21 protein-coding genes and 1 tRNA gene are annotated in these 21712 nt (G+C 69.6%); 16 read left to right on the top strand and 6 right to left on the bottom strand.

Translation table 11 applies throughout. The features are described 5' to 3' along the window. Positions 1 to 111: 111 nt before the first annotated feature. A complete protein-coding gene (locus ACX114_RS07515) occupies positions 112 to 1152 on the bottom strand; it encodes a hypothetical protein (protein ID WP_459296135.1) in 1041 nt (346 codons plus the stop codon). A gap of 82 nt (positions 1153 to 1234) precedes the next feature. Further along, on the bottom strand, positions 1235 to 2326 hold the full coding sequence (locus ACX114_RS07510; RefSeq protein WP_459296133.1) for a vWA domain-containing protein: 1092 nt from the start codon (positions 2324 to 2326) through the stop codon (positions 1235 to 1237). Positions 2327 to 2513: 187 nt separating this feature from the next. On the opposite strand from ACX114_RS07510, the gene ACX114_RS07505 reads away from it, so the two are divergent. The 7 genes from ACX114_RS07505 (at position 2514) to ACX114_RS07475 (ending at position 7449) form a co-directional block, all read left to right on the top strand. Beyond that, positions 2514 to 3752 carry a styrene monooxygenase/indole monooxygenase family protein gene (locus ACX114_RS07505; RefSeq protein WP_459296131.1) on the top strand — a complete coding sequence of 413 codons (1239 nt, stop codon included), beginning with the start codon at positions 2514 to 2516 and terminating at the stop codon, positions 3750 to 3752. A 70-nt stretch (positions 3753 to 3822) separates the two neighbouring features. After that, a complete protein-coding gene (locus ACX114_RS07500) occupies positions 3823 to 4224 on the top strand; it encodes a hypothetical protein (protein ID WP_459296129.1) in 402 nt (133 codons plus the stop codon). Then, on the top strand, positions 4221 to 5000 hold the full coding sequence (locus tag ACX114_RS07495; RefSeq protein ID WP_459296127.1) for a hypothetical protein: 780 nt from the start codon (positions 4221 to 4223) through the stop codon (positions 4998 to 5000). The genes ACX114_RS07500 and ACX114_RS07495 overlap by 4 nt, the downstream gene beginning before the upstream one ends. Positions 5001 to 5068: 68 nt before the next feature. Next, positions 5069 to 5698: a hypothetical protein gene (locus ACX114_RS07490; RefSeq protein WP_459296125.1), complete on the top strand. Its 630-nt coding sequence runs from the start codon at positions 5069 to 5071 to the stop codon at positions 5696 to 5698. A gap of 58 nt (positions 5699 to 5756) precedes the next feature. Continuing rightward, entirely contained in the window at positions 5757 to 6383 is a 627-nt protein-coding gene (locus ACX114_RS07485) for an NIF family HAD-type phosphatase (RefSeq protein WP_459296123.1), read from the top strand. A 217-nt stretch (positions 6384 to 6600) separates the two neighbouring features. After that, positions 6601 to 6676: transfer RNA gene (locus ACX114_RS07480), tRNA-Met, on the top strand. A gap of 293 nt (positions 6677 to 6969) precedes the next feature. Then, positions 6970 to 7449 carry a hypothetical protein gene (locus ACX114_RS07475; protein WP_459296121.1) on the top strand — a complete coding sequence of 160 codons (480 nt, stop codon included), beginning with the start codon at positions 6970 to 6972 and terminating at the stop codon, positions 7447 to 7449. Positions 7450 to 7471: 22 nt separating this feature from the next. On the opposite strand, the gene ACX114_RS07470 is transcribed toward ACX114_RS07475, so the two are convergent. Further along, a complete protein-coding gene (locus ACX114_RS07470) occupies positions 7472 to 7873 on the bottom strand; it encodes a hypothetical protein (protein WP_459296119.1) in 402 nt (133 codons plus the stop codon). Positions 7874 to 7918: 45 nt separating this feature from the next. Beyond that, positions 7919 to 9403, bottom strand: a complete 1485-nt coding sequence (locus tag ACX114_RS07465; protein ID WP_459296117.1) for a hypothetical protein — start codon at positions 9401 to 9403, stop codon at positions 7919 to 7921. A 76-nt stretch (positions 9404 to 9479) separates the two neighbouring features. Between ACX114_RS07465 and ACX114_RS07460 the strand changes: the two genes are divergently transcribed. From ACX114_RS07460 to ACX114_RS07450, 3 genes are all read left to right on the top strand, one after another. Then, positions 9480 to 10139, top strand: a complete 660-nt coding sequence (locus ACX114_RS07460; protein ID WP_459296115.1) for a MarR family winged helix-turn-helix transcriptional regulator — start codon at positions 9480 to 9482, stop codon at positions 10137 to 10139. Positions 10140 to 10233: 94 nt separating this feature from the next. Next, a complete protein-coding gene (locus ACX114_RS07455; RefSeq protein ID WP_459296113.1) occupies positions 10234 to 10821 on the top strand; it encodes a protoglobin domain-containing protein in 588 nt (195 codons plus the stop codon). Further along, positions 10821 to 11384, top strand: coding sequence for a redoxin domain-containing protein (locus ACX114_RS07450; RefSeq protein WP_459296111.1), 564 nt, complete (start codon positions 10821 to 10823; stop codon positions 11382 to 11384). The genes ACX114_RS07455 and ACX114_RS07450 overlap by 1 nt, the downstream gene beginning before the upstream one ends. Positions 11385 to 11395: 11 nt before the next feature. Here the strand turns inward: ACX114_RS07450 and rnhA are convergent, their stop codons facing one another. After that, positions 11396 to 11863, bottom strand: coding sequence for a ribonuclease HI (gene rnhA, locus ACX114_RS07445; RefSeq protein ID WP_459296109.1), 468 nt, complete (start codon positions 11861 to 11863; stop codon positions 11396 to 11398). A gap of 104 nt (positions 11864 to 11967) precedes the next feature. Between rnhA and ACX114_RS07440 the strand changes: the two genes are divergently transcribed. The 3 genes from ACX114_RS07440 (at position 11968) to ACX114_RS07430 (ending at position 14562) form a co-directional block, all read left to right on the top strand. Further along, the gene (locus ACX114_RS07440; protein ID WP_459296107.1) at positions 11968 to 12867 is read left to right on the top strand and encodes an aspartyl/asparaginyl beta-hydroxylase domain-containing protein; all 900 of its coding nucleotides are present in this window, start codon (positions 11968 to 11970) and stop codon (positions 12865 to 12867) included. A 113-nt stretch (positions 12868 to 12980) separates the two neighbouring features. Continuing rightward, positions 12981 to 13664 (top strand): DUF72 domain-containing protein, encoded by a 684-nt coding sequence (locus ACX114_RS07435; RefSeq protein WP_459296105.1) that lies wholly within the window; start codon positions 12981 to 12983, stop codon positions 13662 to 13664. A 16-nt stretch (positions 13665 to 13680) separates the two neighbouring features. Beyond that, on the top strand, positions 13681 to 14562 hold the full coding sequence (locus ACX114_RS07430; protein ID WP_459296103.1) for an ADP-ribosylglycohydrolase family protein: 882 nt from the start codon (positions 13681 to 13683) through the stop codon (positions 14560 to 14562). A gap of 3 nt (positions 14563 to 14565) precedes the next feature. Here ACX114_RS07430 and ACX114_RS07425 read toward each other — a convergent pair whose 3' ends face one another. Next, a complete protein-coding gene (locus ACX114_RS07425; RefSeq protein WP_459296101.1) occupies positions 14566 to 16812 on the bottom strand; it encodes a galactose oxidase-like domain-containing protein in 2247 nt (748 codons plus the stop codon). Between the two features lie 109 nt (positions 16813 to 16921). On the opposite strand from ACX114_RS07425, the gene ACX114_RS07420 reads away from it, so the two are divergent. From ACX114_RS07420 to ACX114_RS07410, 3 genes are all read left to right on the top strand, one after another. Next, positions 16922 to 17959, top strand: coding sequence for a Gfo/Idh/MocA family protein (locus ACX114_RS07420; RefSeq protein WP_459296099.1), 1038 nt, complete (start codon positions 16922 to 16924; stop codon positions 17957 to 17959). A 109-nt stretch (positions 17960 to 18068) separates the two neighbouring features. Next, complete coding sequence (locus tag ACX114_RS07415) at positions 18069 to 18473, top strand: DoxX family protein (RefSeq protein WP_120588420.1); 405 nt, start codon at positions 18069 to 18071, stop codon at positions 18471 to 18473. A 111-nt stretch (positions 18474 to 18584) separates the two neighbouring features. Next, positions 18585 to 21647, top strand: coding sequence for a hybrid sensor histidine kinase/response regulator (locus tag ACX114_RS07410; RefSeq protein ID WP_459296097.1), 3063 nt, complete (start codon positions 18585 to 18587; stop codon positions 21645 to 21647). The last annotated feature ends 65 nt before the right edge of the window (positions 21648 to 21712 follow it).

Below are 21712 nucleotides of genomic sequence, written 5' to 3'. Positions count from 1 at the left end.
ACACGACGCCCGACGCGAACCCGCCCCTGATGACCGCGGTGATGAAAAAAGGCGTGACGGCGATGAGCCGTCACGCCTTTCTCATCTCCTCACGGACGTGCAGCCGCCGCGCTACTCGATGGCGGCGACCTTGTCGTCCTTGCCGAACTTCACGCGCACCTTGGACGTCTTCGACTTCCAGTAGGTCCAGGTGCTGGAGTGGAACGACGGCGTCTCATGCGCGGGCGGCGGGCCCCACGCCATGCGCACGGCCTCGCGGCTCATGCCCGGCTCCACTTCCGACGCGGAGACCTTCTTGCGGTCATCCGCCGACAGCGCCTCCAGCTTCGCGGCCTGGTCCTCCGGCGCGAACGAGGCCTGGAACAGCTTCCAGGTCTCCGAACCCGAGCGCGAGTCGTTCTCGAACTCGAGCTCCGCGCCGGTGTCCACGACCTTGAACTTCACGGAGGACGAGCCCTTGTCCAGCACCTCCACCTTCGCGTTGAACGGGATGATGGGGCCCTTGAGGTAGTTCACCCAGGACACGGTGCCGTCCTCGAAATGGAAGTTCGCGGTCGCGTGGTAGTAGGTCTTCTCCACCGGCGGCGGCGCGGGCGGAGGCGTGGGCGCGGCCACGGGCTCGTCACCCACGCGCACGACCTTGCCATCCGGGCCGAACTCGACCTCGAACGTGGAGAACTTCGAAGCCCAGTACGTCCAGCGGGTGCCCTGGAGCGACGGCGTGCGGTGCGGCGGCGGCGGACCGGCCGTCAGCAGCACGGCCTCGCGCGACATGCCCCGGGCCAGCTCTCCGGCGCGGACCTGCTTCTGCTCCTCGGGCGTCAGCGCGGCGATGCGCGGGGCCGGGTCCTGCTCGGCGAAGAAGCCGGCGAACAGCACGTTGATGGGCTTGCCCAGGCTCCGGTGCGTCACGAACCGGAACTCGGCGCCGGAGTCGATGACCTTGCAGCGGACCTCGTCGTTGTCCCGCTCGAGGACCGCGACCTTCGCCCCCACGGGGATGGTCACGCCCTTGCCGCGGTAGTTCACCGCGGAGAGCTGGTTCTTGTTCAGAAGGAAGTTGGCCTGGGCGTACAGCACCTCGGCCTGGGCCCCCATCGCCGTCAGCAACCCCAGCGCGAGCACGGCGCTGAGGACATTCTTTCGATACACGCGAAAACCCCCTCGGGTAGGCAACGGCGTGCTTGTAGTGGTGTCGCACGCACGGCCGCAAGGGGGTTAGCGCCACCCCGGCTCAGGCCGCGGCGCGAGCGCCGTCCCAGTCCTCCACCTCGTAGAGGAACTTCGTGCCGCCCTTGAGCTTGCGATTGGCGGACGTGCTCTGGACGAAGACGACGTACTTCTCCAGGCTCGCGGGACGGATGCGCACCGTCTCCCCCGGCGGCAGGCCGAGCATCTCCCGCGCGCGCTCGCCGCTGTAGAGGTCGCCGGACTTGCGGTCCATCAGCACCACCTCCTTGCGGCCCTGGATGGTCTCCGTCTTGGTGAACTCGTAGAAGCCCCGGCCCGTCTTGAAGCCCAGGCCGTTCTCCGTCACGAACTCCTTGATGGCGCTGTCCGCCTCCACCTCCAGCACCTGGAAGCGGCCCGGCGGCACCGCGCGCAGGTCCGTCTCACCGAAGAGCGTGGACGCGGCCCGCTTGAGCATCGTGTTGAACATCGCGTTCAGGCCACGGTTCATGCGGCCCTCGCGGGACACCTCCGCTTCGTATGCCTGGAGTTGCGCGTCCGAGGACTGCTTGTAGCAGACGGCCAGCAGCATGTCGGTGACGTGAGAGAACTGATCCAGGCTCAGGTGGAAGCCGCCCGACTTCTCCGCCAGCTCCTTGTAGAACGACGTCGCGTGACGGCGGTTCAGCGCCTGGACGCCATACACAGGCACGCCCTTCTCCCCCAGCGCGGCCACCTCCTTGCGCCAGTCCAGCTTCTTGGGGTTGTGCTGGGGCGGGTGCGGCACGTCGTCGCCAATGAGCACGAACGCCTTCGTGTAGCCCTCCGTCCAGGACAGGCTCCGGGCCTCGTGCAGCACCAGCTCGTAGCACTCCGGCGCGTCTCCGCCGCCCGTCTGTTCCACCTTCTCCACGAAGCGGGTGATGGCCTTCGCGTCGTCCGTGAGGTCCAACGCCTTGGTGACGTAGGTGGACTTCGCGTCACAGTAATCACCGTGCGCGATGATGCCGATGCGGATGCCAGGAATCTCCTTCGTCAGCCGGGCCACGGCGGCCCCCAGCTTCTTCCGCACCTGCGCGAGACACGGATACATGCTGCCCGTGGTGTCAAAGCTGAAGACGACCTCGACGCGGTTATCAATCACAGACTTCGCCATGACGTGTTTCCCCCTCGTGCGTTTCTCGCTGCGACAGGAAGAACAGTACTCGCGGGGTCTGACATGGAAGGGGGCTTCGGGCGTCGGTTTCCGGGCGTCCTCGTACCGACGTGCGTTGCCAGGAAGGCCCCCTCGTTTCGTAGTGTCCTGGGAGGGCGTGACGCCCGGACACCACCCAGGGGGGACCATGAGGAACATCGGCATCATCGGAGCGGGCCAGGCGGGTCTGCAGCTCGGCTTCGGCCTGTTGGAGAAGGGCTACACGGTCACCGTCTATTCGGACCGCACGCCCGAGCAGCTCTTCAACGCCCGGCTCGCCGCGACCACCTACCTCTTCGGCCGCGCCTACCAGTACGAGCAGGAGCTGGGGCTCGACTTCTGGAAGGGCCCTGGGGAGTACGCCCGGGGTGGGGACCTGGACGTCTGCCCGGCGCCGGGTCAGCGGGCGCTCCGCGTCCAGGGGCGCATCCAGAATCCGGGCAAGGCCCTGGACCTGCGGGCGAAGTACTCCCGCTGGCTCGCGGAGTTCGAGCGGCGCGGCGGCATCGTGGTGGTGCGGGACGTGGACGTGGACGCGCTGGAGGTGCTCGCGACCGGGCATGACCTGGTGGTCGTGACGACGGGCCGCAACAGCTTCACCCGGCTGTTCGAGCGGGACGCCGAGCGCAGCGTCCACACGCAGCCGCAGCGCAACCTCACGGCAATGATTGTCACCGGCATGAAGCCGTTGAACGAGACGCCCTACCCCGCGCTCAAGTTCATCCTGACGGCGGGCCACGGCGAGTACTTCGCCATGCCGTACTTCGACCGCATCCGGGGCCCGCTGAACTGCCTCCTGCTGGAGGCCATCCCCGGCCAGGGGCTGGACCGCTTCGGCGGAGTGAGCACCGCGCGGGAGGCGATGGAGCGGATGAAGCAGGTGCTGCGGGACTTCTCGCCGTGGGTGGCGGAGCGGCTGGAGGGCGCCAGCGTCGTGGACGAGTCCTCCTGGCTCACCGGCGCGTTCACGCCCACGGTGCGCAAGCCGGTGGGGCGGCTGCCCTCGGGACGCACGGTGATGGGCATGGGGGATGTCGTCATGCTCAACGACCCCATCGCGGGCCAGGGGCTCAACAGCGCGTCGAAGCAGGCGCACGCGATGACGCAGGCCATCCTCGCGCACGGCGACCAGCCCTTCACGCCGGACTGGATGGAGCAGACCTTCGAGCACTTCTGGCGGACGGAGGGCCAGTTCATCACCGCGTTCACCAACATGCTGCTCCAGCCCCCACCGCCGCACGTGCTGCGCTACCTGGGAGCCGCCTCGGCGGTGTCACCCCTGGCCGACACGTTCTTCGACAACTTCGGAGAGCCGCAGCGCTTCTGGCCCTGGATTGTCAGCCCCACCGAGACCGAGGCCCGCATCCAGCAGGCGTCCGCCGCGTAGCCGTCCTCGGGGCCGACTTGGGGCGCGGGCCCGTCCCCCTTTAGGATGACGTCCCCATGGGGGACGCATCATGAGTGGTGAGGGCTCGAAGCCCGTCGCGGCGGTGCTGGTGGGGCTGACGAACTTCCGGCTGGGCCGCATCCTGCTGTGGACCACGACGGTGTTCCTGGGGCTGCTGGCGCTCGTACCGGGCCCTGATAGCGGGACGCTGTGGCGCATCGCCGCCATTCCGGGTGTGCTCGCGCTGATTGGGACGGGCACCGCGTGGTGGAAGGAACGCCAGGGCTCCCGGTCCGGCCCCATCCCGTGGCTGCTGCCCCGGCTGGCCGTGGGGGCCGTGCTCTTCGGTGCCGCCGCGCTCCTGATGTGGTCGCGGCGCCGGCGCGAACTGAAGGACAGCACGCCTGTATCGCCGCCCTCCGCGGAGCAGGTGGATGCGTGGGCCACGGCCGAGTTGGAGCGCGCGTCATGAGCCACGCGGCATTGAAGCAGCGGGATCCGGCGCCGCTCGAAGCGCCTCCGCGTGAGTCGATGGGAGGCATGGCCCGCTCGGGCTTGCGGAGCCTCCTCGCCATGGTGCCCGCCCTGCTGGGCTCCGGCGTGGCGGGTGCGTTGAAGGGCTTCTTCCTCTTCGGGTGCTTCGGCCTGGCGCTGGCGGGCGTCTTCGTGCTCGCGCCGCGCTGGACGGGCGCGGCCCCGACGCCCTCCTGGCTGAACTACATGAGCTTCGTGCTCACGCCCCTGCCCCTGGCCCTGGCCGGAGGCTACGTCTGGATGCTCCACGGGGTCAGCTCACGGCTCGCGAGCGAGGTCCGCGCGCGAGGGTTGATGGGCTATGCGTACGCCATCCTCAAGCCCGCGACGTTGCAGGTCGCCCGGCGGTTGCGCGGGGCCGGGACGCCCAGCCGCGCGGAGCTCACCCGGGCCATCGAGGAGTCGGTGGCGGAGCGCATGCGGGAGCCCGAGGAGGAGCGTGAGTCCACGGCCTCCCGCGCCGGATGGCTGGAGGGCTTCCTCATGGACCAGTCCCGCCGGGTGCTGGGGCTCATCGCCCTGCGCGCGGTGCTGACGTCGCCGGACGTGCCTTCCGCGGTGCGGGAGCTGGAGATGTTGGCCATCGACCGGCTGGAGGGCGTGTTGGAGGAGACGCTGGAGGACCTGTTCTTCCTCCAGATGGTGCTCACGCTCGGCGTGGGCGTCCTTGTCGCCGCGCTGCCCACGTTCCTGCTCCTCTTCCTGCCCCGCTGAGCGGAGACCCGTCGGCCTCTGCTAGCCTCCTGCCGTCCCACCAGGGTGGGACAGGAGGCGACGCCGGGATGGACTCACTGGACGCGCGCATGGAGCGGCTGGAAGGCCGGCTCCGACGGTGGCAGGGCCTCACCCTCGCGGCCTTCGTGCTGGCCGGCGTGGGACTGGGGAGCGCGGCCCTGCGGGATGAAGCGCCGCGGCCGCAGTCGGGAGAGCTGGTCGCGTCGCGGCTGGTGCTCAAGGACGCCAGGGGCCGCACACGGGCCAGCCTTGATGCCAACCGCCATGGCGGCGCGGCGCTGGTGTTGAACGACAGCGAAGGCCGCCCCCGGGCACTGCTGGGCGTAGGCGAGGACGACTCGCCCCGCCTGCGCTTCTCCACCGCGGAAGGCGAGTCGCTGGCGGAGCTGATGGTGTTCTCGGACGAGGCGCCGCGCCTGACGCTGTCCAAGTCCGGAGGCGCGGAGCTGTTCTCCGTGGGGCTCCAGGTGGACGGCTCGTCGAGGCTGGAGCTGGCGGACGTGACGGGAAGGCCCCGCGCCATCCTGGGCGCGGATGAAGAGGGCTCGCCCGGCCTGCTCCTGGTGGACCGCCGAGGCCAGCCCCGCGTGGAGCTGCGCGTGGGCAGCTCGGACGAGGCCAGCCTCGTGCTGGAAGGCCGCAACGGCCAGGTGTTCCGAGCGCCCGGCGTGCAGTGACGCCCCGTCGTCATTTCCGGGAGCCGTCTGGCGTCGTCACCAGGAGGGAGGCCCACCGGTGACGGCGCCCACGGACAGCATCCTGTTGATCCTGGACCTGGATGAGACCCTGGTCCACGCAAGCGAGAAGCCCCTGGCCCGGGAGGCGGACTTCCAGGCCCTGGGCTTCTTCGTCTACGTGCGCCCGCACCTGGAGCCCTTCCTGCGGGAGTGCGCCACCCGTTTCCGGCTGGCCATCTGGTCGGCGGGGGCCGACAAGTACGTGGCGGAGCTCGTGAAGCGGATCATCCCGCCGGAGCTGGAGCTGGACTTCGTCTGGGGGCGGAGCCGGTGCACGTATGGGCTCGACCGGGCCGGCGTCCAGCGGGACGGGTTTCTCGATCCGGATGTGCACTACGGCTGGGTCAAGAAGCTGCGCAAGCTGAAGCGGCGGGGCTACCGGCTGGAGCGCGTCCTGATTGTCGATGACACGCCCGCCAAGTGCATCCACAACCACGGCAACGCCATCTACGTCCGCGAATACGAGGGCGAGGCGCACGACACGGAGCTGCTCGACCTGGGCCGGTATCTGAAGACGCTCGCGGACGTGGACAACGTCCGGTGCATCGAGAAGCGGAGCTGGCGGAAGCAGCTCTGTCAGGACGGATTCTCCGCTGCGTCCCTGCTCCCCGCGAAAGGAGTGTGATGCCCATGACGAAGAGCGACAAGCCGAGCCCCACCGACATGGAGCCCACTCCCGACAGCATGGACCTGGCCATCGCCTCGTTCCACAGCTGTCCGCCCGGCACCTGACCCACGCCGCCACCCGGTAACACCGGGGCGGGCATGGCCAGAGGCCGGGCTCCCGAGGGGGGACCCGGCCTCGGTCATGTCCGGGTCCTCCCTCGAGGAATCCAACCCAGCGGGATGTGGCTCAGTCTGGCCAAGAGCATGCGCCTCATACGCGCGAGGTCACTGGTTCGAATCCAGTCATCCCGACTTCACATCCAAGACAGCGCGCGCCGGAATGACCCAACCTGGCAGATGCGCCCCGCTCAAAAACACGCAGGCCGCGGATTCGAATCCCACCAGTCCAGGTGGTGAGCCGCATCCCTGGCGGATGGCTGTATGTGTCTACCCGCGACGGCCGCAAGGGCTATGTCGCCGCCGAGCGCATCTGGTCCTCCCCCGAGCACCTACTCCCCGGGAAGCGTATCCTCTACGAATACGGTGAAAGCCCCAGCGTCGTTGACGCCAGGACCTGGAAAGACTGAGACAACACGAGGACACGCTTGTTCATCCACATCTTCTGCCAGGCGGACAAACCCATCCGGTCTCGAGAAATCGCCCACTTCATCGAGGAGGGGGCCTACTTTGACAATCCGCCGAAACTCACCGTGTCTCCTCCATCCTCGCAAGCGGGCGACACGCCATGGACGGAGTTGAAGATCGAATACCAGGCGCGCAAGCGCCCTGTCCTCATCCATCGCGAGGACGACGCGAAGGAGTTCGCGGAAGACAAGCAGGAAGCCATCGAGGCGCTCCAGCACGCGGCGCTGGCCAAGAAGCACGCGGCATTGATTTCACGCCTCGAAGACACCCGGCAACTCATCATGTTGGAGATAGACTCCAAAGGCGCGACTGAAGACTGCTGGGAGATGATCGACAATCTGGAGGGCTGGATCGCGCGCGAGTGGAAGGGCCTCATCTACGTCGCGGGCGAGGGCTTCTACGATGCCGATCTGAAATCCCTGTGCAAGCTAACGGGCTGAGCCGTCAGACCAACGCGGCGGATTACTCAAGTTGAAGGCCGCAGTCGCTACAGGCGCCCGCCACCAGCGGGGCGGCCGTTCCGCAGGCCGGGCAGGGAGGCTCTCCCTCTTCCTCGATGGCTTCTGACGGGACGGCGGACACCAGGCGGGGAGTGGCCCCCTCTGGCACCAACCCCTCGCGGCGCACTGACTCCAGCCATCCCTGCTGAAGCAGGGCGGCCACCCGGGGCCCATCCTCGGGCCGCACCAGCACCTGGAACTTCGGAGAGCAGCCGACCTTGCCGCACGCCTCACGGTGGACGAGGGCCGGGACGTCCGCGTCCAGGAAGCCCTCCACCATCCTCCGGGCATCCGCGAGTGACAACTCCGCGCACGGCACCAGCTCCGCGTCGGCCAGGGTTCTCTGCACTTCGTCTGGGGTCATGAGGGCCGGGATTGGACCTCGAATGTGCCCCCTCCGTCCACCGCGTCACGAACCGCAGCCGCGCGCATCCTTCCGCACGAAGACGCGGACCGGCCCCGGGTCCGCCACCTCCTCGAACCGGGCATCCCCCTGGAGCCTGTCGAGCAACGCCTCGCGTGAGTCCGCTCCCAGGAGGAGCGTGTCCACCCGCGGGGGAACGAGCACGACCTGCGCCCGCTCATAGTGGTGCAGGAGGAAGCGGTCGTAGCCGTTGGGCACGAAGACGATGGAGCGGAAGTCCGTGGCCACCGCGCGCCATGAGGCACAGGCCTGGACCTGGCGCTCGAAGGCCTGGCGGAAGTCTCCATCCACCGGGGGCATGGGGCGCAGCGGCGGCGACCCGATGGTCCGGTCGAAGCGCGCGACCTGGAGAATCGCGAGCACGGCGAGCAGCAGCGCCGGCACCATCGCGGCCCGGCCGGGGACCTTCCCGCGCGCGAGCACGCCCTTCCACGCCTCCGCGAGCCGTCCGAACCCCGCCGCCGCGCACACGCCCAGCCCGGGCAGCAGGAAGGCGGAGTTGTAGAACCAGAGGAGGCGCTTGTCCGGAGCATCCGCCATGAAGAAGAAGGTGCCCGGAATCGTGCTGACCAGCGTGGCTGCGGGCGAGAGCAACTGGATCCACCAGAAGCTGCGCTGGAAGACCACCAGCCCACTGGTGGCCACGTCGTGCACCACCCGTCCGGGGTCGCCCAGCGCGGTGAAGGCGACCTGCCCCCACGTGTTGCCGTAGTGCGACCAGAACCGCGTGCCCGAAGGTGTCCCGAGCGCCGGCAGCACCACCGCGACACAGAGCGCGAGATAGCCCAACGCCAGCGCGGACACCCCGAGCGCCCTGCGCGTGAGCACCGCACGCGGCGGACGCGCCACCGCCGGCAGCAGCAGCAACGCCGCCGACTGGAAGGCGAGGAACAGGCCTCCATCCGGCCGCACGCCCAACGCGAGCAGCGCCGTGGGCAGGACCCACCGCATCCGCGCCCCCCGCAGGAGCATCACGAGCACCGCCGTGGAGCCCAGCTGGAAGAACACCTCGAAGTGCGCGGAGAGCGCGACCGTCTTCACGAACGGGTTGAGCGCCAGGTACAGCGTGAAGGCGACGGAGACCCACGGCCTCCAGGCGGCGGGGATGAGTTCCCGCTCCTCGACCATGCGCTCGAAGAACCAGACCTGGAGCGCGACCGCCGCGTACAGCGCCACCAGCCCCAGCAGGATGAAGAGGAACTGCGAATCGCTCAGCAGGAACAGCGGCGTGAGCAACAGCAGCGTCGGGGTGAAGTGGACCGTGAGGTGGTTGAGGTCCATGTCCGTCACCCAGAAGGGCCGGCCCCGGTGCACCGCGTTCGAGAACAGGTCGTTCAGGAGCGCGAGGTCGTGGAACGCGAACACCCCTCCCCGGAAGGCGCTCCAGACGCAGACCACGGTGTAGATGAACAAGGCTCCGAGCACGAAGTGCCAGGCCCGGAACCGGCGGGCGAACGCGATGGGATGCAAAGCGGGGGGACTCTGCCACACGAACGCTCCGCCCGGTCGCCTTGACAACTTAGGAGTCCTAACTTAGATCAAGTGCATGACTGGGAAGCGACCGGGATACTTCGACGAGAACAGCGAACCCATCTCCGCGCGCATCGCGACCGGGCTCCACAAGATCGGGCTCGCGATGAAGCAGCAGTCATGGCAGCAGGCCAATGGCGCGGGCCTTTCCGCGACGCAGGGGCAGATCCTCGCCACGCTGGTCGCGAGCGGCCCGCTCACCGGCAAGGAGTTGAGTGAGCGCCTCGGCGTGACGCTTCCCACCATCAGCGATTCCGTCCGCGTCCTCGTCGAGAAGGCGCTCGTCACCCGCTCCGCGGACCCGAGGCACCCACGCGCCAGCCTCCTGACCCCCACGGCCACGGGCGCGTCACTCGGAGCCCGCGCGCGTTCGTGGCCGGAGTTCATGGCGGACGCGGTCGCGGACCTCTCTCCGGATGAGCAGCGCGCGTTCTTCGCCGGCATCGTCAAGATGATCCGGATGCTTCAGGAGCAGGGGCTCGTCCCGGTCACCGGCATGTGCGTGACCTGCACGCACTTCCGTCCGAACGTGCGCCCGGGCGCGTCTCCGCATCACTGCGCCTTCGTGGACGCGCCCCTGTCGAGCGAACAACTGCGCATCGACTGCCCGGAACACGAGCTCGCGGCGGAGTCCGCGCGACGCGAGGTCTGGGAGCAGTTCATGCGTCGCGGCTGACGTCCCAGCGCTTCGGACACAACTGAACACGGCATCCGCGGCCCTTCCGGCCGACGGCAACGGCGGAGCTCTGCTCCCCGAAGGAGAAGACACCATGAACAACATCCCCGGCTACACCCACGGCACCGCGTCCGTTTCGCGCTCGCCGGTCTCCCTCAACGACTTCGAACAGATGAAGGCCAGCGTCCTGTTCGGCGAAGAGGACGTGAAGGCCCTCCGCATGTCTCATGACATCGTGAAGGGACGGGTCGAGGCCATCCTCGACGTCTGGTATGGGTTTGTCGGGAGCCAGCCGCACCTGCTCGCCTCGTTCAGCGGGAAGACGGACGGCAAGCCCCTGGGGGACTACCTCACCTCCGTCCGCAAGCGCTTCGGCCAGTGGATCCTCGATACGTCGAGCGCCAGGTACGACCAGGCCTGGCTCGACTACCAGCACGAGATTGGCCTGCGTCACCACCGGGTCGGGAAGAACAAGACCGACGGAGCCCCTTCGACGGACATCGTGCCCTTCCGGAACCTGTTCGCGCTCATCTTCCCGGTGACCTTCACCCTGCGCCCCTTCCTGGCCGAGCAGGGCCACTCCGCGGAGGACGTCGAGAAGATGCACGCGGCGTGGGTGAAGTCCTGCCTCTTGCAGGTGACGCTCTGGGCCCACCCCTACGTCAAGGACGGGGACTTTTGATGACACCGCGCCCCGCACCGGCCTGGCGGACCACCGACTGGCTCAATACGCCAGAGCCGCTCACGCTCGAGAAGCTCCGCGGCAAGGTCATCCTCCTCCACGCCTTCCAGATGCTCTGCCCGGGCTGCGTCGCCCGGGGCATTCCGCAGGCACAGCGCGTCGCGGAGGTCTTCGCGGGCGCGCCGCTCGTCGTGGTCGGGCTGCACACGGTCTTCGAGCACCACGAGGCCATGAAGCTCGAGTCCCTCCGGGCGTTCCTCCACGAGTACCGGGTGAAGTTCCCGGTGGGCGTGGACGCACCGGGCGAGCGCGGCGACCCCATTCCACGGACCATGAGCGCGTACGCCATGCGGGGAACGCCGACGACGGTCCTCATCGACGCAGAGGGGCGTCTTCGCCGGCAGGTCTTCGGCATGCACGACGACCTGCTGCTGGGCGCCGAGCTCCAGACCCTCCTGCTCGAGGCCCAGGCGGCTCCTGTGTCCGGCGTGCAGCGGCCCGCGATCCAGGGGGCCGCTGCCACCTGTGACGACACGGGCTGCGCCCTGCCCGCACCGGACTGACCGCCGCCGGACTACCGTCCGAGCCGGGCCGCCAGTTCGAGCCGGGCCGCCACGGCCAGTGCATCCGCGCGGTTGTTCTCCACGTCATCCGCGTGCCCCCGCACCCAGTGCCAGGTCACCTGATGGACGCGGACCGCCTCCAGCAGCTCACGCCACAGGTCCGCGTTGGACACGGGCTTCTTGCCCGACGTGCGCCAGCCATTGCCCTGCCACGTGTCCAGCCACTTCTCCGCGAAGGCGTTGCACACGTACTTCGAATCGGTGAACACCTGGACGCGGCACGGCATCTTCAGGGCCTTCAGCGCGACGAGCGCCGCGGTCAACTCCATCCGGTTGTTGGTGGAGTCCGCCTCCGCGCCCTGGAGTTCCTTGCGGTAATCCTTGCGCTCGGGGGCGATGAGGATGGCCCCCCAGCCTCCCAGGCCGGGGTTCGGTGAACAGGCGCCGTCACAGTAGATGTGGACCAGGGGGAGCGACATCGAGCGCGCACCCTACTCCATCCCTGAAGGCACCGGGCCCGCCCTGGACGCTGCCTTCGCCGCCGGGCTATGGCTTGCGACTCCCCACCCGGAGGCACCGCACCATGGTCGCGCAGACATCGCCCCAGGAAATCACCGCGCAGGTGCGCCAGCGCATCATCGACCTGGCCCGGCAGGGCGGCTACCTCGACGCGGTCCTGGGCGCGGGGCCGGAGCTGGACCGGCTGAAGCACTACCTGCGCATGCTCATGGGGCAGGTGCCCGCGCCTCCCGCCAGGCCCGAGCAGTCCCCCACCATCTTCCCGCCCTTCCCCGGCCTGGATGAGCACCCGTGGCGCGACCCGCCGCCCCCGGCCGCGAAGGCGCTGGAGGGCTGTCTGGCCGCGGTGACGCGCGACCTGGAGCGGCTGGAGAACGCGGACCTGCTGCACTACGACTCCGGCATCGTCGGCACGGGCCACTGGTCCGTGCACCCCATCTACTTCGGCGGCGAGCGCACCGACCGCCTCTTCTGGCCCCAGCTCGCCATGGAGGAGACGGCCGCCGCGGTGCGGTCGCTGGACGGTGAGTGCACCGACTTCCCGCTGGCGGACGTGCTGTTCTCCTCGCACGCGCCCGGCACCACGCTGACGCCGCACTGTTCGTGGGACGGCTTCCGGATGCGGCTGCACCTGGGGCTCAAGGTGCCGGAGGGCTGCGGCATCCGCGTGGTCCCGGAAGCGCGGCACTGGCAGCCGGGCCGCGTGCTCACCTTCCACGACTCCTTCGAGCACGAGACCTGGAACCGGGGCACCGAGCGCCGCGTGGTGCTCATCGCCGACTGCTGGCACCCCGGCCTCACCCTGCCCGAGCGCGAGGCCCTGCTCGGCCTCACGCGCAAGTTCGAGGTCCGCGCGATGCTCGCCCGGCTGCGCGTGCCGGAAACCATGTCCGAGCCGCTCCTCGTCCGCTTCGCGGAGCAGGAACGCACGGATGCCCGGGTGCGCCACTTCTGGCGCGCCTGAGGCTGAGCAGCGCGCCGGTCCGTGCCTAGCTTCTCCGGGTGCGACACGGACCTTCGAACCCCTCTCACGAGCGCTGCCGGGTCGGCTGTGCCGGCTGGAGCCTGTCGAGCGCGGTGGGTGAACACTTCCCCACGACGGGAACCCACCTGGAGCGCTACGCGCGCGTCCTTCCCGCGGTGGAGATCAACTCCTCCTTCTACCGGCCGCACCGGCCCGGCACCTACGCCCGCTGGCGGGACAGCGTTCCGGAGACGTTCCGCTTCGCGGTGAAGGTCCCCAAGGTCATCACCCACGAGCTGCGCTTGCGCGACGCACGCGAGCCGCTCGAGCGCTTCCTGGGCGAGGCGGGCCACCTGGAAGGCAAACTGGGTTGCCTGTTGGTGCAGCTGCCGCCCAGCCTCCAGCACGCGCCTGAAACGGCCCGCGCGTTCTTCCAGTCCCTGCGGGAGCGGACCCCGGTGGACGTCGTGTGCGAGCCCAGGCACCGGACCTGGTTCACGGACGAGGCCCGCCAGGTACTGGACGACGCACGCATCCGTTACGTGAGAGCGGATCCGCCCGCGGTGAGCGCGCCCCAGCCTCCGGACGCGGAGGTCGTCTACTACCGGCTGCACGGCTCGCCGAAGATGTATTACTCCGAATATTCCCAGACGTTCCTGGACGCGCTGGCCACGGAGATCGCCGGCCACGAGCAGGCCGGCCGCCGGGTGTGGTGCATCTTCGACAACACGGCGGAAGGCGCGGCCCTGCCGAATGCACTATCATTGCTGCACCTCGATGCACGACGCCCGGAATGAACAAAACACCGCACGGATGGCGCGTGCGCTCGTTTCGCTGGACGGCGTGTCCGTGGGAGATGCCTTTGGCGAGCGGTTCTTCGGTCCGCACGAGCTCGTGCAGCCCTGGGTGGAGGAGCGCCTCCTTCCGCGCGCGCCCTGGGGCTACACCGACGACACGGAGATGACGCTGTCCGTGGTCCAGGTGCTGGAGGACCACGGCCACGTCGATCCGGACGCGCTCGCGCACCTGTTCGCGAAGCGCTATCGCCGCGACAAGAACCGCGGCTATGGCGGGACCGCGCACGACATCCTGTGGAAGCTGGGGCTCGGGCTGCCCTGGCGTGAGGTGTCCTCGGAGGTCTTCGAGGGCCAGGGCTCCATGGGCAATGGCGCGGCCATGCGCGTGGCGCCCCTGGGGGCGTACTTCGCGGGGGACCTGACCCGCGTGGTGGCGGAAGCGCGCGCGTCGGCGGAGGTGACGCACATGCACCCGGAGGGACAGGCGGGCGCCATCGCCATCGCGGTCGCCGCCGCGTGGGCCTGCCAGTGGCAACAGACGCACGGCCCCGCGATGGAGCTCTTCGACACGGTGCTGGACTGCACGCCCGCCGGAGCCACGCGCCAGGGGCTGGAGAAGGCGCGGGCGTGGCCGCGGGACACCAGCCCCTCCGCGGCGGCGCGCACGCTGGGCAGCGGGCAGAAGGTCCTCGCCGAGGACACCGTGCCCTTCGCCGTGTGGTGCGCGGCAAGGCACCTCGACTCCTTCGAGGAGGCCCTCTGGTGCACGGTGGCCGGCTTCGGAGACCGGGACACCACCTGCGCCATGGTGGGGGGCATCGTCGCCCTGAGCGCGGGGCGCGCCTCCATTCCGGCGCCGTGGCTCTCCGCGCGGGAGCCCCTCCGCCGGCGGGTGTGACGGCTACCGCGCCTCCAGGTTCAGCTCCAGGTCGAACGCCGCGTCATCGGACTCCCCGTTCGCCTGCTTCAGCATCACCGTGAGGATGTTCTCCCCCACCACGAACGGGGCGCCATCGACGGTGGCCGTGCTGATGACAGGCTGCTTCACCGCGCCGCTCGCGCAGGCGTCGTGCTCGAAGCCGTTGCCCATGGAGCGGGAGTAGACGAGCTTTCCATTCACCCACAGGGCCACGCCATCATCGTGCAGCACCCGGAGGTGGGCCGCGCGGACGGTCTCCCAGAGGGTGAGCTTCTTTCGGAAGTAGAGGCTCCGCTGGCGGGGGTTCGTCTGGGTGAGCACCGTGTGCTCGTCCCCAATGCCATACCCCAGCTTGCCGGGGCCTGAACGCCACGCGCTGTCATCGAAGCCGGGCGACATCCAGCCCCGGCCTGGATCCACGCCCCGGTCATCGAACTTCCAGTACTCGCCGAACGCCACGGCCTGGAACCTCGGGCTCGCGGAGATGGTGAACGGGGCATCGGTCTGGTCGGAGACGTGCGGTCGCTTCGCATCCGCGATGCGCAGCAGCCCCTTCGACGTCTGCGTGGACGGCACCGTCCATGAATAGAAACCCGTGTTGGGAAGGCCCGTCTTCACCGTCGTCCAGTGCGCCCCGTTGTCAGGTGAGAACTGGAGCCGCACGGTTTCGATGCCCGCGTCATGGATCATCCACTGCACCGGCTGCGCGTAGCCCGGCCTCAGCGTCTCTCCGCCGTTGGGGCTCTCGAGCATCAGGCCCGCATGCGCGCCGGAGGACATCCCGGCGGAAGGGGCCTCGGGCGGAGGGCTCGCCGGCTCCTGCATCGCGGACGTCCCGCCAATGCGGACGATCTTCCCCACCGAGGGGACGCCCTTCGTGTCGAGCAGGAACAGGAGGTAGTGCCCCGGGGGCGCCATGTTCGCGTTCGAGGGCGCGGTGAGGGTGAGCGCGTCAGTGCCTCGCGTGAACTTCAGCCACTGGAAGCGCTGGTTCTCGTCGAACGCGTGCGTGACCGACCCCAGCTTGATCCACGACACCTTGGAGATGCGCGCCGCGTCCGGCGTGGCGACCCGGAACGTCTGTCCGTAGGCCACGGACGCGGGCGCGGAGGAGACGGAGGGCCGGGTGCCCTTGAAGAGATAGGGCGGAGAGAACACCTGCTGCGTGCGCACGCCCCGGCCGCCCGCGGAGAGCACCCGCCCATCCGGAAGGAGCAGGGTCGTGGAGTGATAGCCGCGATAGGCGGAGATGGGGGCCAGCAGCGACCAGGTCTCCGTGGCGGGGTTCCACAGCTCGGTCTCGTAGCGGGGGTAATTGGGATTGTCGGTGCCGGGACCGCTGTGGCCGCCCGTGACGAGCACCGTGCCGTCCGGCAGCAGCGTGCTGTTGTGCTGACGGCGCACGTAGCGCATGGGCGCCACCGAGCGCCAGGCGGGCGTCGCGGCGTTGAGGTCGATGACCTCCACGTTGTTCGTGGGGGGATTGTCGCCGCCGGTGATGAGGACCTTCCCCGGCTCGTACAGGGCCGCGCTGCCCGCGTTGCGGCTGTTCGGGTATCGCGTGCGCGGTCCGGTGGTCCACGCGCCCGTGCCCCCGGTGGCGAGGAACCGCGAGGGCTTCCAGTACCCCGCCATGAACGTCCTGCCGTCGGGCGCCACGAAGTTCCACGGGTAGTACATGAGCTCCAGGCTGGCGTTGCTCAGCGAGCGCCACGCGTTCTTCGACGGCTGCCACACCTGCGGCACCAGGTTCTTGGTCTTGTCCTCCTTCGCGCCCCCGGTGACGAGCATCTCTCCGTTGGGGAGCGTGGTGACCGTGGGGTACCAGCGGCCGGCGTTCATGCTCGGCAGCCGCGTCCATGTGTTGGTGAAGGGATTGTAGAGCGTGGCGTACCGAAGCCCCGCGTCGATGTCGATGTGCCCTCCCGCCACGAGCAACCGGCCATCCGGCAGGAAGGCATGCCCCGCGCAGAAGATGTTGAAGCCCGCCTTGGGCAGCCGCGTGAGGACGTTCGTCTGCGGGTCCCACAGATGTGGGTTGTCACCGTCCTCGAACTCGGAGAACCACATCACCTTGCCCGTGGGCAGCAGGTGGGTGTGCACCGCGGAGTAGGGCCAGGTCTGCACGGCCGACCACTTCCCGACGACGGCGGGGTCCGGGGCCTGGGCCCTGGCCACGGCCGTGAAGGTCCAGGCGGCCAGGAACGCGAAACGCCACGTGCGGAGCATGAAGCCCCCTCTCTGAAGCGAGCCATCGTAGGGAGGTGCGCCACGCGCGCCATCGCGTCTCCAGGCGGGGGGAACGACGCGTGGAGGACATCCGCATAGAGTCGGGTCCGTGAGCGCCTTCCCCACCGCCCTCCCCCACGTCGACGTCATCCCCCTGCGCGGAGGGCCCGTGCTGCGCTGGGGCGTGCTCGCTCCGGGGCGGATCGCCGGGGGCTTCGTCTGGGCCCTGCACCGGCACACCGACCAGCGCGTCCACGCCGTGGCCTCGCGTGACCCGGAGCGCGCCCGGCGCTTCGCCGCGCAGTATGGCGTCCCGCGCGTCCACGAGTCCTACGAGCAGCTCGTCGCCGACCCCGACGTCGACATCGTCTACGTCGCGTCTCCCCACAGCGAACACAAGCGACAGGCCCTGCTCGCCATCGCCGCCGGCAAGCACGTCCTCGTGGAGAAGCCGCTCGCGCTCGACGCCGCCGAGGCCCGCGACATCGCCCGGGCCGCTCGCGCCGCGAGGGTCTTCGCCATGGAGGCCCTGTGGTCTCGCTTCCTCCCGCAGACCCTGCTCATCGAGCGGCTGCTGCAAGACGGCGTGCTCGGTGACGTCCGGCTCGTCATGGCTGACTTTGGTGGCTGCTTCGACTTCGACCCCGAAGGCCGCGTCTTCAACCCCGCGCTCGGCGGCGGCGCGCTGCTCGACATCGGCATCTATCCCATCTGGCTCGCGCACCTCGTGCTCGGCCCGCCGCCGCACGTGCACGCCACGGGCTCGCTCACCGAGACAGGCGTGGACGGGCAGGCGGCCCTGGTCCTCACCTGGCCCACGGGCGCGCAGGCGCTGCTGCACACCACCCTCTTCGCGGAGACGCCCCAGGAGGCCGTCATCGCGGGGACGCACGCGCGCCTCCAGATCGACTCGCGCTTCTTCACCCCCAGCGGCTTCACGCTGAAGGCCGCCAGGTCGGACCAGCGGCTGCGCTGGACCGACCCGTCCGGCATCCACGGCAGCGAGGGCCTCGCCTGGCAGGCGGCCGCGGTCGCGCGGCACATCGCCGAGGGACACACGGATTCTCCCCTGCATCCGCTCGAGCGCAGCATCGCCTTGCTCGAGACCATCGACACGGCGCGAAGCCAGCTGCGCGGCAATCATTGACGCCCGAGCGCCAGTCTTGCCGTGAGCGGCGTGGACACGGGGCCGCCGTTATGGTTCACGGGCGCTTGCCGGGCCCCTCCATCCCCCGGCGCACGCCTTGGAGAACACCATGGGATTCCTGCGGCCCCACGCTGAACGCATCTACGCCCTGCTCCGCATCGCCGCGGGGCTGATGTTCATGCTGCACGGCATGCAGAAGGTCTTCGGCATGTTCGGCGGGATGCCCGCCGGAGCGCCGCCGTTCATCGTCTACGGCGCCGGAGGCATCGAGTTCTTGGGCGGTCTGCTCGTGGCGCTCGGGCTGTTCGCCGGCCCGGCGGCGTTCATCTCCAGCGGCACGATGGCGGTCGCCTTCTTCATGGGGCACGTCATCCCCAACGGCGGCAACCTCAACCCCATGCTGAACAAGGGCGAGCTCGCGGCGCTCTACTGCTTCGTCTTCTTCTACATCGCCGCGCACGGCTCCGGCATCTGGAGCGTGGACGCCGCGCGCCGAGGCCATTCCCGCACGTAGGCCGCACACGGAGTGGCTGACCGCTCGCCCTCCAGGGACTGCGTCGAGGGGTCAACCTTCCCCCCAGACGCTCCGCCCGGCCCTGGAGCCGTGTGCTAACGACCTTGGGCGATGAGCTCCTCGACCTACTCGCGCGCGCCGGCTCCCAGCGAAACCGAGGCGCGCGACACGCCTCGCCGCGAGGGCCGGGAGGAGCCCTTCATCCAGCAGGGCGGTGAAATGGGCGCCCTGATGCGGGCCCATGACTGGTCCAGCAACTCGCTCGGCCCGCTCGAGCAGTGGCCCCAGTCCCTGCGGACCTCCGTCAGCACGATGCTGCGCTCGCCCTACCCCATCATCCTCTTCTGGGGTCCCGAGCTGCGCATGCTCTACAACGACCCGTTCCGACCCATCCTGGGAGCGAAACATCCCGATACGCTGGGCGCGCGCGGCAACGAGGCGCTCGTCGAGGAGTGGGCGCAGCTGGGGCCGTTGATCCAGCGCGCCCAGGACACGGGCGAGCCCATCTACATCGAAGACGGGAACGTCAACTTCGCGCGCCGCCCCGGTGGCCTGCGCGAGGAGTCCTTCTTCACCTGGTCCTACAACCCGACCATCGGCGAGTCGGGAGAAATCGCCGGCCTCTTCGCCATCGCGAGCGAGACGACGCGACAGGTGGTGGGAGACCGCCGGCTGGGAATCCTCCGGGAGCTGTCCATCCGGATGGCCCTGGACAAGAAGGTCGAGGACATCTTCCGCTCGCTGGAGGAGGTGCTGTCGCAGGCGGCGCACGACCTCCCCTTCGCGCTGCTCTACGTCGTCAAGGCGGAGCAGGCACGCCTGGTCAGCTGCGCGGACCTGGAGCGTGGGGGGACCTCCGCGCCCGTCGCGTTGGCGCTGGACGACACGGCCTCCTGGCCGCTCGCGAGCGTCACGGGACCCGGACAGGAGGTCCTGCTCGAGGACCTCCACCAGCGCTTCGGCCCCCTCCCTGGCGGGCCCTGGCCCGAGGCCACGACACGGGCGCTCGTCCTTCCGGTGTCCATGGGCGTGGAGACGGAGACCACGGCGGTGCTCGTGGCGGGCCTGAGCCCCCTGCGCGCGCTGGATGGCGAGTACCGCAGCTTCCTCCAGTTGCTGGCGCGGCAGCTCAGCGCCAGCATCGCCAGCGCCCGCGCCTATGAGCAGGAGAAGCAGCGGGCGGAGGAGCTGGCCCGGCTGGACGCGGCCAAGACGGCGTTCTTCAGCAATGTCAGCCACGAGTTCCGCACGCCGCTCACGCTCATCCTCGGCCCCATCGAGGACGCGCTGGCGAGGACGCAGAGGTCGCTGGAGGGAGAGCCGCTGGAGCTGGTGCGCCGCAATGCCCTGCGGCTCTACAAGATGGTCAACACCCTGCTCGACTTCTCCCGGATGGAGGCGGGACGGGCCCAGGCCCGCTACGTGCCCGTGGACCTGTCTGTCTTCACCACGAACCTGGCGAGCGCCTTCCAGTCCGCGGTGGAGAGCGCGGGCCTGCGGCTGGTGGTGGACTGTCCGCCCCTGCCCGAGCCCCTCTACGTGGACCCGGAGATGTGGGAGAAGGTTGTCCTCAACCTCATCTCCAACGCGGTGAAGTACACCTCCCACGGGGAGATCCGCGTGAGCCTCCAGTGGGAGGACGCGCAGGCCGTCCTTCGCGTGGAGGACACGGGGGTGGGCATCCCCGAGGAAGAGCTCCCGCGCGTCTTCGAGCGCTTCTACCGCGTCCGCGTCACCCAGGGCCGCAGCCACGAGGGGACGGGCATCGGGCTCGCGCTGGTGCAGGAGCTGGTGAAGCTGCATGGAGGCAGCGTGGAGGTGACGAGCCAGTTGGGCAGGGGCACCACCTTCACCCTGCGGCTGCCACGGGGGACGGAGCACCTGCCCCCGGAGCGCGTCGAGCACACCTTCCGGTCAGGTCCGGTCCCCACGGGCGCCGCCCCCTTCGTGGAGGAGGCGCGCCGCTGGTCCACGGACGTCAGCGCCGCGGAAACCGATGCGCCGCCCGCCCCCGCGTCGCTCACGCCAGGGGTCTCCGCGGAGCTCGCGCGGTCCCGCATCCTCCTGGTGGATGACAACGCCGACCTGCGCGCCTACGTCACGGGGCTGCTCAAGCACGTCTTCCCGCACGTGGAGGCCGCCAGGAACGGGCAGGATGCGCTGGAGCAGGCGCGCGTCCGGCCGCCGGACCTCATCCTCTCCGACGTGATGATGCCGGTGCTGGATGGCTTTGGCCTGGTGCGGGAGCTGCGCGCCGACGAACGCACGCGCGCCATTCCCATCATCCTGCTGTCCGCGCGGGCGGGCGACGAGGCCACGGTGGAGGGCCTGCGCAGTGGCGCGGATGACTACCTGGTGAAGCCCTTCTCCGCGCGCGAGCTGCTGGTGCGGGTGCGCACCCAGCTGGACATGGCCCGCGTGCGCCGGGAGGTGGTCCGCAACGAGGTGGAGAAGGATTCCTTGCGCGAGTCCGTGCGGACGCGGGACGACTTCTTGCGGCTCGTCAGCCACGAGCTGCGCACGCCCGTGAGCGCCCTGTCGCTCGGCCTCCAGTCCCTGGTGCGCGGCCTGGAGGGGCTGCCTCCGGACACCCGCCTGGAGCCCACGCGGCAGAAGGCGCTGACGACGGAGAAGAGCCTCCAGCGGCTGACCCGCTTGGTGGAGCAACTGGTCGACCTGGCGGAGTTCGTCACCGGGCCGCTGGACCTCTCACGACGGGAGGTCGACCTGGCGGAGCTGACGGCCACGGTCGTGGCGCGGTGGCGGCAGAAGGCCGAGCACGCGAACTGCGTCCTCACCCTGGAGGCGCCCCTGCCGGTGGTGGGCAGCTACGACCGCGCGAGGCTGGAGCAGCTGCTCGACAGCCTCATGGACAACGCCCTCAAGTTCGGGACGGGCATGCCCGTGGAGGTCACCGTGGCGCGCGCGGAGGGCCGCGTGAGCCTGGCGGTGCGGGACCATGGCGCCGGCGTCGGGCCGGAGGACCGGGAGCGCGTCTTCGGGCGCTTCGAGCGTGCCAGCTCCGCCAATCATCACGGCGGCTTCGGGCTGGGGCTGTGGATGGCCCGCCACATCGCGGAGGCCCACGGGGGGAGCATCCACCTGGAGCCCACCCAGGGCGGAGGGGCCACCTTCACCGCGGTGCTGCCATGGGAGTTGTCCCCTGGAGGGTGACCCGCCGTCGCTGGAGCATGGCTGCTCCAGCTGTGCTAATTCGCGCTCCAGCAGGGTGACGTCCC

The organism is Corallococcus sp. M7, from assembly GCF_054512695.1.
The sequence above is the reverse complement of the archived record's forward strand: the minus strand, read 5'-3'. Positions and strand labels throughout refer to the sequence as shown.